17 protein-coding genes are annotated in these 17,286 nt (G+C 53.2%); 1 reads left to right on the forward strand and 16 read right to left on the reverse strand.

The annotated features are described in order from the left end of the window. Positions 1-465: 465 nt before the first annotated feature. The 16 genes from ACYVFD_RS32225 to ACYVFD_RS32300 all read right to left on the reverse strand — a co-directional run bounded on the left by ACYVFD_RS32225 (position 466) and on the right by ACYVFD_RS32300 (position 16,737). Entirely contained in the window at positions 466-1,674 is a 1,209-nt protein-coding gene (locus ACYVFD_RS32225; RefSeq protein WP_461094689.1) for a glycosyltransferase family 61 protein, read from the reverse strand. Positions 1,675-1,711: 37 nt separating this feature from the next. After that, the gene (locus tag ACYVFD_RS32230; RefSeq protein WP_461094690.1) at positions 1,712-3,580 is read right to left on the reverse strand and encodes an efflux RND transporter periplasmic adaptor subunit; all 1,869 of its coding nucleotides are present in this window, start codon (positions 3,578-3,580) and stop codon (positions 1,712-1,714) included. Position 3,581: 1 nt separating this feature from the next. Continuing rightward, positions 3,582-5,039: an efflux RND transporter periplasmic adaptor subunit gene (locus ACYVFD_RS32235; protein WP_461094691.1), complete on the reverse strand. Its 1,458-nt coding sequence runs from the start codon at positions 5,037-5,039 to the stop codon at positions 3,582-3,584. Then, complete coding sequence (locus tag ACYVFD_RS32240) at positions 5,017-6,342, reverse strand: TolC family protein (RefSeq protein ID WP_461094692.1); 1,326 nt, start codon at positions 6,340-6,342, stop codon at positions 5,017-5,019. The genes ACYVFD_RS32235 and ACYVFD_RS32240 overlap by 23 nt, the downstream gene beginning before the upstream one ends. Next, the gene (locus ACYVFD_RS32245; RefSeq protein ID WP_297369311.1) at positions 6,329-8,272 is read right to left on the reverse strand and encodes an efflux RND transporter permease subunit; all 1,944 of its coding nucleotides are present in this window, start codon (positions 8,270-8,272) and stop codon (positions 6,329-6,331) included. Before ACYVFD_RS32245 ends, ACYVFD_RS32240 begins: the two co-directional genes overlap by 14 nt. A gap of 4 nt (positions 8,273-8,276) precedes the next feature. Next, positions 8,277-9,680: an efflux RND transporter permease subunit gene (locus tag ACYVFD_RS32250; RefSeq protein ID WP_460963745.1), complete on the reverse strand. Its 1,404-nt coding sequence runs from the start codon at positions 9,678-9,680 to the stop codon at positions 8,277-8,279. A 119-nt stretch (positions 9,681-9,799) separates the two neighbouring features. After that, positions 9,800-10,030: a heavy-metal-associated domain-containing protein gene (locus ACYVFD_RS32255; RefSeq protein ID WP_012931250.1), complete on the reverse strand. Its 231-nt coding sequence runs from the start codon at positions 10,028-10,030 to the stop codon at positions 9,800-9,802. 229 nt (positions 10,031-10,259) lie between these two features. Continuing rightward, positions 10,260-10,826 carry a helix-turn-helix domain-containing protein gene (locus tag ACYVFD_RS32260; RefSeq protein ID WP_297369287.1) on the reverse strand — a complete coding sequence of 189 codons (567 nt, stop codon included), beginning with the start codon at positions 10,824-10,826 and terminating at the stop codon, positions 10,260-10,262. Positions 10,827-10,880: 54 nt separating this feature from the next. Next, on the reverse strand, positions 10,881-11,357 hold the full coding sequence (locus tag ACYVFD_RS32265; RefSeq protein WP_297369285.1) for a DUF3347 domain-containing protein: 477 nt from the start codon (positions 11,355-11,357) through the stop codon (positions 10,881-10,883). A 38-nt stretch (positions 11,358-11,395) separates the two neighbouring features. Then, a complete protein-coding gene (locus tag ACYVFD_RS32270; RefSeq protein WP_297369283.1) occupies positions 11,396-12,175 on the reverse strand; it encodes a hypothetical protein in 780 nt (259 codons plus the stop codon). Between the two features lie 6 nt (positions 12,176-12,181). Further along, positions 12,182-12,898, reverse strand: a complete 717-nt coding sequence (locus ACYVFD_RS32275; RefSeq protein ID WP_297369281.1) for a DUF2231 domain-containing protein — start codon at positions 12,896-12,898, stop codon at positions 12,182-12,184. Between the two features lie 70 nt (positions 12,899-12,968). After that, positions 12,969-13,412 (reverse strand): 5-fold beta-flower protein, encoded by a 444-nt coding sequence (locus tag ACYVFD_RS32280; RefSeq protein ID WP_297369279.1) that lies wholly within the window; start codon positions 13,410-13,412, stop codon positions 12,969-12,971. A gap of 20 nt (positions 13,413-13,432) precedes the next feature. Next, on the reverse strand, positions 13,433-14,092 hold the full coding sequence (locus ACYVFD_RS32285; protein ID WP_297369277.1) for a class I SAM-dependent methyltransferase: 660 nt from the start codon (positions 14,090-14,092) through the stop codon (positions 13,433-13,435). A gap of 3 nt (positions 14,093-14,095) precedes the next feature. Then, positions 14,096-14,959: a DUF2911 domain-containing protein gene (locus ACYVFD_RS32290; protein WP_297369275.1), complete on the reverse strand. Its 864-nt coding sequence runs from the start codon at positions 14,957-14,959 to the stop codon at positions 14,096-14,098. 13 nt (positions 14,960-14,972) lie between these two features. Continuing rightward, on the reverse strand, positions 14,973-16,064 hold the full coding sequence (locus ACYVFD_RS32295; RefSeq protein ID WP_297369273.1) for a YncE family protein: 1,092 nt from the start codon (positions 16,062-16,064) through the stop codon (positions 14,973-14,975). Between the two features lie 226 nt (positions 16,065-16,290). Further along, positions 16,291-16,737 carry a hypothetical protein gene (locus ACYVFD_RS32300; RefSeq protein WP_297369271.1) on the reverse strand — a complete coding sequence of 149 codons (447 nt, stop codon included), beginning with the start codon at positions 16,735-16,737 and terminating at the stop codon, positions 16,291-16,293. Positions 16,738-16,916: 179 nt separating this feature from the next. Between ACYVFD_RS32300 and ACYVFD_RS32305 the strand changes: the two genes are divergently transcribed. Continuing rightward, on the forward strand, positions 16,917-17,285 hold the full coding sequence (locus tag ACYVFD_RS32305; protein ID WP_297369269.1) for a four-helix bundle copper-binding protein: 369 nt from the start codon (positions 16,917-16,919) through the stop codon (positions 17,283-17,285). Position 17,286 lies beyond the last annotated feature (1 nt).

The following is a 17,286-nucleotide window of genomic DNA, read 5'->3' on the forward strand; positions in this document are numbered from 1 at the left end:
GGCTTTACTGATGCCATATTTTTTCTCTAGTTGCAGGTAGGTATACCCACCCAGCAAATATTCTCGGACAGCCTTTTGTTCATGTTACAGTTCAATTGAGGGCTGTAAACCTATTCTAAGACATGACACTCACATTTTAGCTGAGTTTGTGAGACTGATTTTTCTTCCAAATGACGAATTATCTCCCTTTCCGTAGAACTACCCAGGGGTGGAAAACGGCAGGCAGGAATATGAACTACTTGGCTTTGCCTTAAGACAACTGGTAATCCTCTACTGACCTATAAACTATACGCTCAGTCAAAGAAGACTGTTAAGCCAGGCATTGGTGGTAACTACACGAATTGTGGCAATGAGAACTAAGTGGCGTACTATACAAAATCGAAAAAAGCTGCACTTTCGAGCATTCTGAAAAGTTTAGCCAAGCAATGTGATCCGTACTATCTGCCAAACAATCGCCTGATAAGATCAGTTGTACGCTATGCCATAGTTAAAAATCTTTTCCAGACACCGCTCCAGCTCATCCACCAACACATATATATCGTCTTCTAATCCTTCAGCCCACCCCCCCGTTGCTGCCGAGCCGTGAAAGTAGGCCGAATAGCGTAGGCCCAGTTGCTCAGATATGTTTCGATAGAAATCGGGGAAATAGGTTGGGGCAAACAACTCGAACAAATGTGTACCAGGTTGGCACCAGAGGATGTTGACAAACGAGGCCCCATGTGGGCCAATTATAAACTCGGCGTTTTGGTAGATAGCCACCTGTTCAGTTACTGAACGCGGCTTGTCTTCAATCACCTCAATGTTATAGCGTCGCAGCAAGTCGATCAAATCAGGCTCGTTGAGCACTCGCCGTCGCCCCGCGCGGCTAATGTATACCCGACTGCGTTTTCCAGTTGGTGGAGGAAGTTTAGATAAGATGTGTTTGCGGAGCGCGTCGATGTCTGCCTTGTTTGGATAAAACCAATGGCCGGTATTCGCCAGCACACATTGCTCGAAACGTACCTGCGTCGTGCGGGTGTCCACGATACGACCCGGATCTATATCCAGTAAGGAAAGATACTCACGCTCGTAGGCGGTGTTAAATAAGGGGTAAGCAACGATGGCTTCGTTGAACGTAGTTTCAGGAATGGCTTCTTTAATCCGGCATAACTTTCCCGCTACTAACATCACGAAGTCAAAATAGCCGCCCCAGACAATGCCATCCAGGTAATGACTCCAGGGGGCAATTAAGGTCGTAGTGCTGACTTGTTGGCGCTTTTTTCGGTGAAGGACGTTTCGAAAGAAGTCATCCGTGTTGATATCCGTACAAAAAACATACTTCCGACTGCGGATACCCCCATACGGAAGTTGCCGAAGCGCTCCGTTGAACTGTCCTAAAAGCCATACTGAAACAGGTTCAGTTTCTGACTGATTTGCGGTGAAATACACCTTCACAGGATTGTTCAGGTCGGCGATCTCAGAGAGGGACAGTGCGTTAGCGGGGTAAGTAAGGCGCTGATACGGTTCAAGCTGATAGGCTGTTTGTGGTTTATCTAAAAACTGACACCCCAATCGGCGATAATACCAACGGGACCCTTTGCCTATTACCAGCTTGACCAGTTTGGCGGGAAAGCGTCTGAGTTTTCTATTTATGGACTGAAACCGGGATGCACGGATGGATAGAGGTAGAGCCATAGAAATTGCGTTTAAGCAAGTAGTCTGACGTAACGGATCAATTGATTTCTTCCTTCGTTTCTCCGCAGGTCAGCATCTGATCGCCGAAAAAGGGGTTGCGGATGGGCTTTCTGTCGCTGAGCCAGTAACTGCCCTTATTATTCAGGGCCATAGGGCAGTATTGGCGGTACACCGGTTTATCCGTAATGCCAAACGTCTTCACGCTTCGGTACAAACCGTCCTCAAACTGAGCGTAGGCCGTGCGTTGCTTGCCTAGATCGCCCGTACGACGAATCGCTATCAGAGCCGCGCTCATGGCATTCAGGTATGTCATCCAGTCGGTATGGGCCTGACCGGACAGCTGCTTCATATCCACCCCTGAAAGTGCCTTTTCGACCCCGATTGCCGCAACTTTTGTGCTTCCACTATTAGAGCCTATCAACGCTTCAGTCAATTTTAACGAGGCTTCATATACACCCGTTAACTGCTTTTTGAAGGTGTCCGGTGCACCACTACCCGTTGGTTTGCCAGATGAGAGATCTGCTACCGGCTTCCCGGATTGGCTGACTGGGGTTGCTTCCGCTTGGCGATTGGCAACCGGTGCTGGGTTTGTCTCGGCGTTTGGGGTCGATTTAACGCCATCGTCGTCTGGCTGTTTAGTAAACGGGTTCACCCCTTTTTTAAGAATCAACTCACTGTATAGCAGGTAGGCTCCTGACATGGCTATGGTCTCGTCGCCGTTGAGTCCGTTGTTAATGACCACCCGCTGATCGGTTTCAGTACCGGTTTGCACCCGGCGCGGCTGGAACGTACCCGGCCCTGTTTGCACAAACACGACCGCGCCCTCTCCCCCCCGAACGACTGCATCAACGGGCAGCGTCAGCCCGCGCTGTACCCCACGCCGGAGCAGCACCTGAGCCTGTTGACCGGGTTGATACCGCCCGCCCGGGTTGGCCAGGACAGCTCGCATGATAAGTACCTGACTGCCCGCCTGGTATTCGGGGTTGATGAAGGCAACCCGCGCCGTTAAGTCCCCTTCGTACCCGATTACTCGCACAGATACCCGGTCGCCGACTTTCACGTACTTCGCTTCACCGGCGTATAACTCAGCCTCGACCCACAGCTGGCCGAGATTAACCAGCCGGTAGAGTAACGCCCCTTCACCGACGTACTGCCCTTCACTGGCCGCAATCTCGGTAACCGTACCCCCTGCCGAAGCTACGAACGGAATACGGGGCAGTACCTTCTTCGTTTTGCCTAAAGCGGTAATCTGCCCGGCGGTCATGCCGTAAAGCCGGAGCTTCTGCTCGGCGGCCTGGCGAAACTGACTATACCGCCCGGATGCGTTTGACGCTTCGCCGTTACTCATTTCCTGCTCCTGTTGCAGCGCAATCAAATATTCCTGTTGCTGGGTAAGCAGGAGTTCGCTATAGATTTCGTACAGTACCTGACCCTTACGGATGGTCTGGCCAGTTTCCTTTACATACAGCCGCTCAATTCGGCCAGCCACCCGGCTACTGATGACATCCGTTTGCTGCTGATCGGCCGCTAACCGGGCGTTTAAGACGGTACTGTTACCAATGCTGCCCGACGATACGGGTTGCACCGTTACATTGGCCAACTGCATCTGACTGGCGCTAAGCATGATTTCTGCGGCTTTGGCACCCGTTTTTACAACAGCGACCAGATCCATACTACAAATAGGACACGTACCCGGTGCCGATTGTACAATCTGTGGGTGCATTGGGCAGGTATAGGTTGTACCTCCCTCCGCGTCAGGGCGGTGATTATGTCCTGAGTGGTCATGGTCGCTGGCGGCAATTTGCGTCGAATCATCCGCTGTAGTCGAGGACGTAACTCCCGGTTGGCAGGAAGCAGTAAACAGTATTAACAGACCCGCCGATCCATATAGCCATCGTCGTATCATATTATTGGGTAGCCTGGGCTACGTTAACGAAGCTTTCACTATCAATTAAAAACTGGGCATTCCGGGCCACGGCCTGTTGTTTCGTCACGCCACTCCTGATGACCACGAACCCACCTACCTGAGCCCCTGTCTGGACACGGATGGGTCTAAAAACTCCCGGCCTTTCCTGCTGCACGAACGCAACCTGTTCATTGCCCAGATCCAGCACGGCCGTTGCGGGCAACCAAAGCTCATCGTTGGCATGCTGGCCGGTAGCACCCCGACGAATGTTTGCCCGGGCTAATTGGCCCACCCTCACCGAATTACTACCCGGCAGGTAGGCTCGTACCGTAACAAAAGGATTCCCGTTTTCCACGAACGGAACCACGAAACTTACCTGCGCCGGACGTGCTGGCTGGCCCGTTTGATCAAACGAGATGGTCAACGCATCACCGGGCTTGATACCGGCCGCATCGCGGGCGTACAGACGGAACTCAGCCCACAGGCGGCTGGCATTGACCACCCGGAACAGGGTTTGGCCCGTTTGCACGTACTGTCCTTCCCGAATCAACAACGATCCACCGACAGCGCCACCATCCGGTGCCGGAGTTGGGGCAGAGAACGTGACTTCATCCGTTCCCGCCGTAGCTCCTACGCCGTTCATGCCCCCACCGCTGCCCATGCCTGTACTCGACCCGCCTGTTGCCATGCCGCCTGATGCAGGCGTGGCTGCCGATGGTGAACCAGTTGACTCTTCTACGACGTAGCCGTCGTAAGGGCTAAACACAGCCAGTGAGTAACTGGGCTTGCGCGTGCGGACGAGGTCGGCAATTTGCCCGTCTGTGACACCCAGCAGCCGAAGTTTTTGCTTCGCTGACGCAATCAATGGCGCGTTACCCGCGTCGGCATCGAGCAGGTAGAGCAGTTCGCGCTGGGCCGTCACAATATCGGGACTATAGAGTTCGAGCAGTTTTTGCCCTTTGCGAATCGGCTGGTAATTGAAACGTACGTACAGCTTCTCCACCCGCCCACCAAACCGGGCAGGAATGGTGTAGAGCCGACGCGTGTCATATGTCACAACTCCATTGGCCTGCACCACTACGGCTTCATCACGCCGTTCGGGATGAACCGTGGTAATATTGGCGACAACGACCGAGTTGGTTGATTGCAGCAACGCTTCTAGGTCGGCATTAACCACGAGGCTATCCCCCCCCGCGCTCACTTTTTTGACCAAATCCATGCCGCAAATCGGGCAGGTACCGGGTTTGTTCCGCACAATTTGCGGGTGCATCGGACAGGTGTACGCTACTTCGTCAGCAGCCCGGTCGTGTTCCGCATGAACACCGGTCGCCGGTCCGCCGGATTGATTGGATTCGTTCGTCTCATTGCCGCTTTTGCAGCCTGCAAAGACTATCAAGGCCAGCACCAATAACCGGGCTGTTAACCCTAAATGCCTGTTATTTCTCCAGTTCCCGTTCATAGCTCAGAATCATGCGGTAATAGTCCTGTAGGCGCGTCAGGTAATCCATCTGCGTCATATTTAGTGTTTCCCAGGCATCAATGACGACGGGGAATTCGCCTTTGTTCTGTTCGTAGGCAATCAGCTGGGTGTCGTAATTTTTGCGCAGGGTTGGAATTACCCGTCGTTCGTAGTTGTCTACCTGCGTTCGCATGTTCCGTATGTCAGTCAGCATCTGGGCGACCATGCCTTGCGTTTCGATGAGCATGCCTTCCCGCTCATAGCGCATAGCTTCGATATCCTGTTGCATGCCTTTAATTTCGGCTTTATACATCCGTGAGGCCCAAGGCACAACCGGAATCGAAATCATACCCATGAGCGTAAACTGGGTGGGCATCATGCTCTTGACCCCGGCGAAGGGCTGCATGTGATCGAAGCGGATGCGAAAGTCGGGGCGGGCCTGCGCTTTCTGCGCTTCGATACCTGCCTGCATACTCAGTATCTGCCGGTCCATGCGCCGGATGTCTGAACGTACTTGGCCAATATCTTCCGTGGTAGGCAGAGCCTGTTGCGGTTCGGTCGGCCGTAGGGTAGTATCCGGTCGGAATGCCTCAACTGTGGGCCGGTTCATCAACGTGTTCAACCCAATGCGTTTGCGCTCAATATCGGCCTCGGTCATTGTCACCATGTTATCCAGCTCGTAGAGCCGTCCTTCCGCTTTATAGACGTTACCTAAGCTGCCCTGCTGGTAGGGGTAGCGGATGTCAGCCAGCTTTTTCATCAGTTGCAGAATACGCCGGTTTTCGGCCAGTACCGTCAGCCGTTTTTCCAGCACGAGCCAATCGAAGTAGAGTTGTTTGGCATCCGAGCGCAGCCGGTTGAGCGTTACGCCCCGTGCGGCCTCCTCAACGGCGGCTTTCGACTGCTGAAAGACTTGAGTGGCCCGCTGCTTGGCCCGGTTGGGAATATCCTGCTCGACGGAGACCATGCCAAAGCCTTTGTCACGCTCGTCCATAATCATCTGCGCCGGATAAGGAGCCATGAACGTACCCACGCCCACCATCGGGGCCATCCAGCTACGGGCTCCCTCGGCGTAGGCACGGGCCGCAGCAGCCCGGCTTCCGTACGGTTTCAGCAGCGGGTTACGCTGGTCAATGCGGATCAGCACAGTATCCAGCGGCAGCACCGGCACGGTCCGTCGCACGGCGGGGTCGGTCTCATTCTGGCCCGTTCGGGGAGCCGGTATTGGTTGCCCGACTGTCTGAGCGTAGCCCTGACCCGCCAGCAATAGACAAAGAATCGGTATGGGATTAATGCGATGCATCTAATACGTCGAGTTTACCAAATTTGCGTAATTCATACTCCTTGGTCATCAGGAAGATGAGGGGGGTGACGAGCAGTATATGTGTAGAAGAGGTCAGCACACCTCCAATCATCGGCAGGACAATCGGTAACATTACGTCGCTGCCTACACCACCTGCCCATAGCACCGGCACCAGACCAAACAGCGCTACCGATACGGTCATGATTTTGGGTCTCAGCCGCTTGGCTGCTCCGTTGATCACGTACTCCCGAAGCTCCTCCCGGCTGATGGTTTCGCGGGAGTTTCCCCGCTTGGCCACTAGTTGTTTCATGGCGTCGTTGAGGTAAATAACCATCACTACGCCCGTTTCAACCGCAATGCCAAACAGGGCAATGAAACCCACCGCTACGGCCACCGATAGATTTACGCCGTAGAAGTACACCATGTAGGCCCCGCCGATCAAGGCGAAGGGAATGGTAATGAGACTCAGAAACGCTTCCCGCGCTGAGCCAAAGGCTAAGTACAGGGAAAGGAATATGACTACCAGGACGATGGGCGCAATGAGCAGCAGGGTTTGACGGCCTCGGATGAGGTTTTCATATTGCCCGCTCCACTCCAGAAAATAACCATTGGGTAACTTCAGATCCCGATTCACTTTGGCAATGGCTTCTTCAACGGTACCGCCCAGATCGCGGTCCCGCACGTTGAACATCACCGCACCCCTGAGAAGCGCGTTATCCGACGTTATCATCGGTGGGCCGTTCTCAAACTTGACCGTGGCTATCGCCGAAAGCGGAACCGTACCAAAAGCAGCCGTGGCAATCGGAATGCGCCGGATTCGCTCGACGCTGTTGCGGTAATCCTGCGCCAGCCGTACATTGATGGAAAAACGGCGGCGACCTTCGATCGTCTGCCCGATGGGAGAACCGCCAATGGCCGATTCGACCACGTTGTTGACGTCATCCACATTCAGTCCGTAGCGGCCCAGCGCCTCCCGGTTCACATCGACGGTCAGGTACTTACCGCCTGTCACGGGCTCTACATACAGATCTTTTATGCCGGGCACTCCGTTTAACGCCGCTTTAACCTGTTCCGAAACCGCGTAAATACTGTCGAGTGACTGCCCGTGTACCTTAATGCCTACGTCGGTACGGATACCTGTGGATAGCATATTGATGCGGTTGATGATGGGCTGTGTCCAGCCGTTGACCACACCCGGAATCTGAAGTTTGGCGTCCAGTTCGTTAATGAGGTCTTTCTTGGTAATGCCTTCCCGCCATTGGGCCTTGGGCTTGAGCATGATAATGGTTTCAATCATGCTGATGGGTGAGTTATCGGTCGCTGTCGAGGCCCGCCCCGCCTTGCCCAGCACTTTAGCCACTTCCGGGACCGATTTGATGAGTTTGTCCTGCACCTGCAAAATCCGCTTGGCTTCGGCGTTCGATACGTCGGGCAGGGTCACGGGCATAAATAGAATTGACTGCTCATCCAGGGGCGGCATGAACTCCGAGCCTAGGCTCATCAGCATGGGTACGCTGATGGCCAGTGCCAGCAGGTTAATACCGATGGTCGTCTTGCGCCAGCGCATTACCCACCGGATAATGGGTTCATAAATCCGTTCCAGAAAGCGGTTGATGGGGTTGGCATGGTCGTCTTTAAAACGGCCTTTCATGAACAGCGAAAGCATTACGGGAGCCAGCGTAACGACTAAAAACGCATCTACCAGCAGGATAAATGTCTTCGTCCAGGCCAGCGGGTGAAACAACTTGCCTTCCTGGCCGGTCAGCAGAAATACTGGTAAAAATGAGGTAATGATGATGATGGTCGAATAAAATACGCCCCTTGACACCTGAATACTCGACCGTTCAATAATTGCCAGCCGTTCTTCGTCAGGGATCTCTACATAGTTTTTAGGGCCGTAACCGAACCAACTTTTTATCTTTTTCCACATGATGTTAGCGCGTTTGTGGGGTGGGTTCAGGGACCGGTTGTCCATTGATGTAGTCACCTTTCCCATGGCCATTGGTGGCCGATGGTGTGTCGTTGACCGTGCCGGATGGCGGAACAGCAGGCTCCCCGTTACGTGTTGCCGTTAACTCAGCCTGCCGAACGGCTAAATTCTTGTACGCATTTTCGGCCATGATAATACCGTTATCGACGATCACGCCAATCGCCAGGGCAATGCCTGTTAGGGACATGATGTTTGAGGAAATGTCGAAGGCGTTGAGCAGAATAAAGCTCGTGGCAATGGTAATCGGAATTTGAATGATGATACTGACGGCTGACCGCCAGTGCAGCAGAAATAGAATCACCACCAGCGAGACCACAATCATTTCCTCAATCAATGTATGCTGAATGGAGGCGACCGACTCCTGAATCAGCCCGCTTCGGTCATAGACGATATTGAACTTGACCCCTTCGGGCAGGCCCTTCGCGACTTCTTCCATTTTCTGCTTGACGTTGCCAATGACCTCATCAGCATTCTCGCCGTAGCGCATCACCACGATCCCGCCCACCGCTTCGCCCTGCCCGTTGAGGTCAAAAATGCCTAATCGGGTCTCCCCCGTCATTTGGACCGTTGCCACGTCGGCCACACGCACAGGGACGGTGCTGACGGTCTTCAGTGGAATGTTCTGAATCTGCTCAACGGATTGCAAATAGCCTGTCGTCTTGATGATGTAGCCGATACCGCTCAATTCAAATTTACGGCCCCCAGCTTCGTTATTGTTGGCCCGGATAGCCCCGATGACCTGCGGTACGGACAGGCCATAATAGGTCAGCTTGTTGGGATCCAGTGTAACCTGGTACTGCTTCTGAAAACCGCCGAATGAGGCAATTTCAGCGACACCCGGTACGTTTTGCAGGCCAAACTTGACGTACCAGTCCTGCACGGCCCGCTGTTCGCCCAGGTCCATGCCGGGTGCTTCTAACGTGTACCAGAGAATATGTCCCACGCCGGTGCCATCGGGGCCAAGGGTTGGCGAAACACCTCCGGGCAGCAGCCGGGCGGCATAGTTGAGCCGTTCTAGCACCCGTTCTCTGGCCCAATACACCTCTGTATCATCGTTAAAGATCACGTAGACGAAGCTCATGCCGAACATGGACGTACCCCGCACGTATTTCACCTGCGGCAAACCCTGTAGGTTCGTCACGAGCGGATACGTAATCTGGTCTTCGATGAGCTGCGGAGAGCGGCCCATCCACTCGGTAAAAACAATCACCTGATTCTCCGACAGGTCAGGAATCGCGTCAATCTTTCCCGTCTTTACCGAGTACACGCCCCAACCAAACAGGCCCGATGCCAGCAGCAGTACCATGAAGCGGTTACGGAGCGAAAATTTTATCAATCCTTCAATCATACCGATTGGCCGGTTTGTCGGTCTGTACGACCCGGCGCGTTTTAGTGTTTCATCCGTGGGCAGCTTATAAAAAAAGCCGCCTGTTCGTGGCGGCTTTCAAGGTCGAAGGGTTTCCCAGCTTATTGGGGTAACACTTCGGCTTTGTAGCCTGCCTGCTGTACGGCTGCTTTGACGGTATCGGCCGTAACGCCGAGACGTTGGACCGCTTCCGTCTGCACCGTCAGCACTTTATCGGGATTCTGCGTATCGACCTGCCAGTTGCCTGCGCCAACGGATTCGTTTAAAAAAGGCGTTACCGTGGCCACGCAGCCCCCACACTTAATATTTGTTTTCAGTTTTATCGTTTCCATGACCATTTCCAGGTTTGTCTAAATTACCCGGCAAAGGTCGTCATGAAGCGGTATGGAGCCGTTATACAATTCCCGCACGCGCTTGCAAGATTTTAGTTCGTGTGCCCTTGAAGCAGGTTTTACTGGTTTACCTAGGCCCCCGTCAAAGTCTGCTTTGCTTTCCGATGCGCATCAAAGTGTATTAGCCGACAGTTCAGTGCGTTTAACGTGTGTAGTCGATCCGATCGCTTTATATCCAGTCCAATGGGTTTCGGTCGGTCGTATGCTGATTCCGGTAGGCAGCGGGTGTCAGGCCGGTTACCTGCTTGAACTGATTCGTCAGATAGGCCACACTACTGTACCCTAACTGTTTGGCGATGTCGCTGATGGAAATTTCGTTGTAGCTCAACAGTTCTTTGGCCCGCTCGACCCGCTGAAGTATCCAGAACTTTTCGATAGTTAAATTCTCCGTTGTGGAAAACAGATGGCTCAGGTGCGCGTAGTCCAAACCAACATGGTCGGCTAAATAATCAGACAACGTCGTTCGTAGCCCAGCGATGTGCCCGCTTTGGATCAATTCGATAATCAGGGTTTTGACCTGGTTAACCACGCGGGTCGTTTTATCGGTTAATAAAGCAAACCCATGCCGCTCCAGCATGGCGGTAATTGTCGTCAGATCAGCAGAAGACTCCTCCAGTAGAACCCGCCCCAACTCGACCTGCGTGACCGAATAGCCCAATCGTTCCAATTCGGTGCGCACGACCCAGATACAGCGGTCGCATACCATGTTTTTAATATAGAGTTCCTGTAGAGCCATCAGCAGTAAGTTCCCCGGAGACAATCCGTTAGATCGTCTCCGGGTGGTGTAACACTATATTTCTTCTTTTACTGACCCACACTTCAGCATCTTGTCACCGTAGTATGGATTTCGTACCTCACGGGTAGAACTGAGCCATGAGGCGCCCTTACCCTCAGCGGCCATCGGGCAAAACTGGACGTATGTTTTAGCGGGCTTAATGGCTTTTGCCAGGGCAATCATGCTCATTGAGAGGGCCTCGAACTGCTCCCGTTGTGCGTTTACATCCGTCGACTTGCTAATGGCAGCGGCTTTACTTTTCGCCGTCACCAAGGCTTTCTTATCGGTAACGGATAGCTTGCCAGCATCGACCTTCCCCAGCGCATCGACCAACGTGGTTGCACCCGTTTTGGCTTTCCCGGCATCGGTCGCGACGAGGGCATCTTTTACCGTGTAATAAGCGGTGAGTGCCGGTGTCGTCGTTTGGGCAGAAGCAGCCAGTGAGACTAATGACAGGCCCAGGACGGCCATGGTTAATCGAATCGTTTTCATTGGTTATCTAGAATTTACTTGGTAAAGTATTTGATTGATTACAAGGTGGTTGGTAACGATTTTCGTCCTTGTTTCGGCTTCCGCCTTAACTGGGGAGACGAAACGAAATACAGCGCAAACCCCGACGAGATTGTCAGCAATCCGAGTATAGAGAAGGCCCGAAGCAGACCATTATTAATGTCGTCACGCCCTTCGTAATCCATCGTGTGGAGCATCCAGAGCATATCAAAAATGCGCCAGGGGTCGGTTCGCACGGTTTGCACCGTACCCAGTTGTGCCGCAACATATACCGTCGCGTGAGCCGGTTGCCGGAACGTAATGGCATAGGCGGGCAGCGGCTTTTCACGGTACTCGTGGTGCCCGCTGGTCGTTGTCAGGTACTCAACCCGCTCAACGTCGGAGGGGCCACTAAATCGTTGCCGGGCCAGGGCAGTAGCCTCGGTTTGCGTTAGCTCACCCCGCAATTGACCGGTCTTCGCGTCTGCCAGTTGGGTATGAGTCATGACATGACCGTTTCCATGCTGCATCAGATAGCTTAGCTGGTAGAAAGGCCGGTTGAGTACCTCGATCAGGGTCACCGTCAGAACGGAAGTCATGCCCATCTGCTGTAACGCGTTCATGGGAACGGAAGGCGAAACCAGCGATTGGGGGACGGGAAATCCCGTCGTGGCCCGTTTCAGATGGTCACCGTGAATATCGTCGAGGTTTGACCAACTGAAATACAGTCCGCCCAGTGTCCACAGCAGGAACTGAATGCCGATGAACAGCCCCAGATACCGGTGGGTTTTACGAATGCGCAGATGCCAGGTTCGATTCATACCAGCTTATTCGACTTTCTGTGACTGTTTATGTTCGTGCCGGTTGCCATCGGCGGGTTCCCCCTCATGCTGTTCGAGGTATGCCCCCCGTGGGCCAATACCGTAGAGGTACGTCAACGCGCCCCCCTGATGGCCGGCCAATCCGACAGCAATGCCCGCCCCGACCAAAGCAAGGGCCGCTACGCCTTCCAGCCACTTCAGGGGTCGCCAGAGCGTTATGCCTTTAAGTAACGTTCCCGCCAGCCCCAGCCAGATCGTATAATCTGCGTAGGTTTCGTGGGTTTCTAAAGCTAGTTGTGCCGCATCGCTCAAGCCGTCCGTATGCGGGTGCACATACGTGCCCGCTACATACGCCCCCACCGTTCCAACGGCAGCGACCAGCAGCGTTATCCAATTGAGCGGCCCCGATGGTTTTAGTAAAACTACCAGCTGTAACAACGCGGCCAGCAGTAGCATACTGATAGGCACGTGGACGATCATCGGGTGATACGTCGGATAAGCGTCCAGTGGAGCAGGCATAGGTGCCATCGCCTGAACCTCATCCATGTGCATACTATCGGCAACCATACCTACATGATTCATCGACTGATGATGGCTCATGCTCGAATCGCGACGGGTTGAGTCGGTTGCGGCTTTCTTCTTGTGTTTTCCACCATGTCCAAAACCGGGTTGAATCAGTAACAGAAGAGCGGAAATCAACCATAGTGTCCGAATTTGCTTCATTGTTTCAGGTGATAAATGGGTAGCCTACATCAACGGGTATTGGGATGCCAACCGGAGGAACTTGCCTGGCTTACTTCATGTGCGTATGCCCGGCCTGAAAGCAATGCAGCGCACAGGCCGACCCTTTATAGCTGTCGTGCACATTGCCGATTTTAGTACCTTTGGCGTCGAAAATGTCGCATGTATTGTCGGCATTGTCCTTAATGGTGAACATCAAATCGCCGTTGGCATCCATGTATGTTTTGCCATCTTTGCCCATTCTTCCCATTTTCTTGCCCGTTTTCGCATCCACAAGGTTGCCTTGACCATCTACGAAGGCAATTTTTTTACCGGTAGCATCCATAATCATCCGGTCTTTTGAAATGGTGCCAACGGCTTTGCCCGCCCCATCTTTAATCTGTCCAGTGGCAGAAATAGTCATTGGCTGTTTGTAGTTGGCCGATTGGGCGAACAAGAGTGAAGGCAGGGCCATGAACAAGGCCAGCATCAGCATTACGGTTTGTTTGGTTTTCATACTATTCGTTGTTTAAGCAATTAGGCTGGCTTTACTGCGTAGTGCAAAGCCAATGTTCCAAAAAGCGTGTTGACTTGACTGGTCTGAGTAATCTGACGAAAACCCCCACTGTAGAGCATATTCGGTAGTCGTCCCTCTACGTTAGCTCTGGTTGTATCGAACCCGTCAAAGAACTGAAGACCGTAAAACAACAACCTCATAAATTCATTGGCCGGCTTGCCCCAATCCGCCAGCATTAATACACCTCCCGGTGACAATACCCGATGCATCTCCAAAATCGATTGCCGTTTATCCGCATCAGACAGATGGTGCAGCAGAAGACTACAGGTAACGATGTCCATGCTACCGTCGGGATAGGGCATTGCTGTTGACAGGCCTCGATCCAGCGTGAGAGGCCAGCCTATCACCGCCTGTTTTTGCCGGGCAATAGCCAGAACCGTTTCATCACCATCCAACCCAAACACACTAGCTCTAGGAAACTGCCGATGCAATAACATGGCCTGTGTACCCGTGCCACACCCCACGTCAAGGATGTACCTGGGCTTGCTGTCCTGAATTGGTTCAAGCAGTAGCGTCCGAAAGTGTTCTTCCTGCATGGTTAGCGCCATTAGCCGGTCATAATACCGGGTTAAGCCGTTCCAGCGCAAGGCGGGTTTGTACGAAGCAGTAGCCGGTTTCATGGTTTACAATTTCTTTTCCCACTCAGCAATGAGCTGATTATTGAGTGTAACGTACTCGGTAAACTTCTTCTCGGCGGCCATTGCTGCTGACTTCCGGGCAGCAGCAATGGCCGCTTTGTAATCGCCTGTTTTCGCCAGCAACTTGGCTTGCAGATGCAGGTAATTGAACGCCGGTTTGCCGGTAGCCGCTTTGGTGGCCCACGTCAAGGCCTGTTTGGCATCCTTGTTTGTGTCGAAATAATACAGGGCCGACTGGTAAAATACGCCCGACTCCTCATCGGTAGCGGCTGCCGTGCGTTTTAGGATGTCCGCCGTAATGCGCTCGTCAGCGTTGCTCACGAGCGGAAAATGCACCGACGTATTGGCCCATGTCAGGTACAGATTGGCCTGATTCTTTACCAAATCCTGCACCTCGATGGTGAACGACTCATAAAACCGCACGGATGAATCAGGTTTGACCGTAAACCGCAGCACATCGTTCTTCGCTTCGTACCCCGCCGTGCCATGCCCTTCCGTATACGAGTTCAGGATTACCGTCCATTCGGTGCGGGTTGGGATGGTGAAGAGCGAATATTTGCCAGCAGGTAGGAGTTTACCGGCTACGGTCATCGGATCGGTAATGGTCAGGATGGTGGCATCCGACGCGCCGGTGCGCCACAACTCGCCATAGGGGACCAGCTTGCCAAAAACGGTTCGGCCCTTCACTGCCGGGCGCGAATAGTCGATGGTCAGGTCTGTAAAGCCAACCTTTTGTTTGACCGTTGCTGATGGGGAGGGTTCTGGTAAGCTCAGTTGTGCAAGGGTCGCTTGCGTAAACATACCTGTCAATAGGATAAGCGTAGCAATTGTTTTGGTCAGTGCGATCATGGCGCGAATGGGTTTAGTATTTGAGGACAATGCCGTTGGGCTTTTTACCCACCGAGATGTCTTTAATTTTGCTGCGTTTAGCAACGTCCACCACGGATACCGTAGCCGCCCCCTGATTGGTGACGTAAGCGGTTGCGCCATCTTTGGTGAAGGCAATGGCGTGCGCGTCGAGGCCCGTCTGAACTTCACTCATCTTCATCCAGCTACCATTCATACGCTCGAAAATAGAGACCTTATTACCTGTTCCGGCCTGGCTGACCCAGAGTTCGTTACGGGTGGCATGGTACGCTGCGTAGCCAGGCGTGAAACCCAGCTTAATCGTTTCCACAACGGTTAAGGTCGCTACGTCGATCACGCTGATGCTTTGGCCTTTTTCATTATCTACATACATCCTGCCATCGGCTCCGGGCCACGCGCCAACCGGGTCATCGCCAACCGGAATCGTCTTGGTAACCGACTTGTCGGTGACCTTGATGACCGTGACCGTATTGCTCATGCCATTGGCCACGAATGCGTATTGACCGTTTGCCGACATCGTTACTTCGGCTGGTTCCATGCCTACCGCGATGGTATTCTTCAATGCCATCGTAGCTGCATTATACACCAATACCTTGCCGGCATCATCCATCTGGGAGGTCCATATTTCGGAGCCGTCGGGCGAAAACACGGCGTTATGGTTCATCACCGGTGTTTGCTGGTTGACCGTCGTCGCGCCCGTTTTAGGGTCTACCACCAGCACCCGACCGGTCATGCCTGATGTGCCACCCGCATGACCGGCGCTGAGGTCCATACCCGGTACCCCAACGCCGAGTTTGCTGCCATCGGGGGATAGGTAGATGTGATGTGGCCACATGATCATGTCGGTCATTGACATCGTACTGTGGCCGCCTGAGGCTTCGCCAAAGGAGATCGTTTCTTTCACCTGCTGACCAGCCAGATCAATAACTGACAGGCTGTTCCCCTCAGCATTGACGACGTAGGCAGCGGGGTAATTAATGTTTAGTTCGGGTTGCATGGACGACATGTCGTGCATGTTGCAGGCTGATAAGCCCAGCATCAATAAGGCCGCTATAGCCAGCGCCCGTCCGGGAGTTTGGTTGTTCATTGGAAAAGATAGGTTGTGAAAATGATGTCTGACAGCTGACCGAAGGCTAGGTTCCTTAGCATAGAAACCGCTCAGCTTAGACAGGATCAAAACATAAGGAGCACCTCGGCCGGTATAGCCGCTGGTCGCATGAGCAGGGAACCCCGCTTAACAGAGTCGCACAAAAAAACCGCTGACCGGGACGTTCAAATCCGTCCGCCAGCGAGTAGCGACATGAATCGTTGGCTCAAATAAGCCAGGTACAGAGGGAGGTCAGACGAAACCGACCCGTTCGATGGAGTGGGGTGTCGGCAAACGAAGAAATGGGTTCAGCCGAAGAGAAGGGCAGCAGAGCCGCCAGCAGAAGCTGAAATTGGGGATTGGGTAGAAAATCTGCTGGCTGGGGAGCCTGATGCGGGTGATAGTCGGCCACGAAGCTGCTCACATCGAGGTGTTCATAACTGAGCGTTGTCTTACAGCAGGGTACTCTTTTAACGACCGGTTCGCCCGTTGCCGGAACTGATGGTTCGTCAGCCAGACAGTGTTTGGGACAACTTCTCTGAACTGCCAGCAGGGTCTTCGAGTGGCCGCGCATCTGACACCAGTGTTCCACCATACCAAAGCCCATGCTGCTTACCAAAACCAGAAGGGCCAGCCAGCAGCAAAATAGACGGGTATGTAGGGATTTTGGCATTGAATACACGATTACCGAAACAAAGGTAATTGCTTTTCTAAACAGATGATTTACAGGATTCCGTGTAGCCTTTACAAAATTTATAGAAGTGAACCGTATCCTTAGCGAACGGGATTAATCCACTCAACCTATCGACGTTGAATCAGTTAATCTAACTGATAACCAAAACGTCTGTTTGTATGGAAACTGCCTTAGCCCCCCAACATTTTCAGGAATGTATCGACGCCTGCCAGGACTGCGCCGTAAGCTGTGATGCCTGCGCCGACGCCTGTTTAGGCGAAGTGGATGTAAAAATGATGGTCAACTGCATTCGACTCGATCGCGATTGCGCCAGGATTTGTTATATGGCCGTCACCTTCATGGCCAGTGGTAGTCCCCATGCAGCTGATGTCTGTCAGCTTTGCGCCCACCTTTGTGAAGCCTGTGCTACCGAGTGCGGAAAACATGCTGACCACATGGATCATTGCCGACAGTGCGCCGAAGCTTGTCGGAAATGCGCTGAGGAATGCCGTAAAATGGCTCAGGGTGCCCACGCAATGGCGGCTTAAT

The organism is Spirosoma gilvum, from assembly GCF_054776815.1.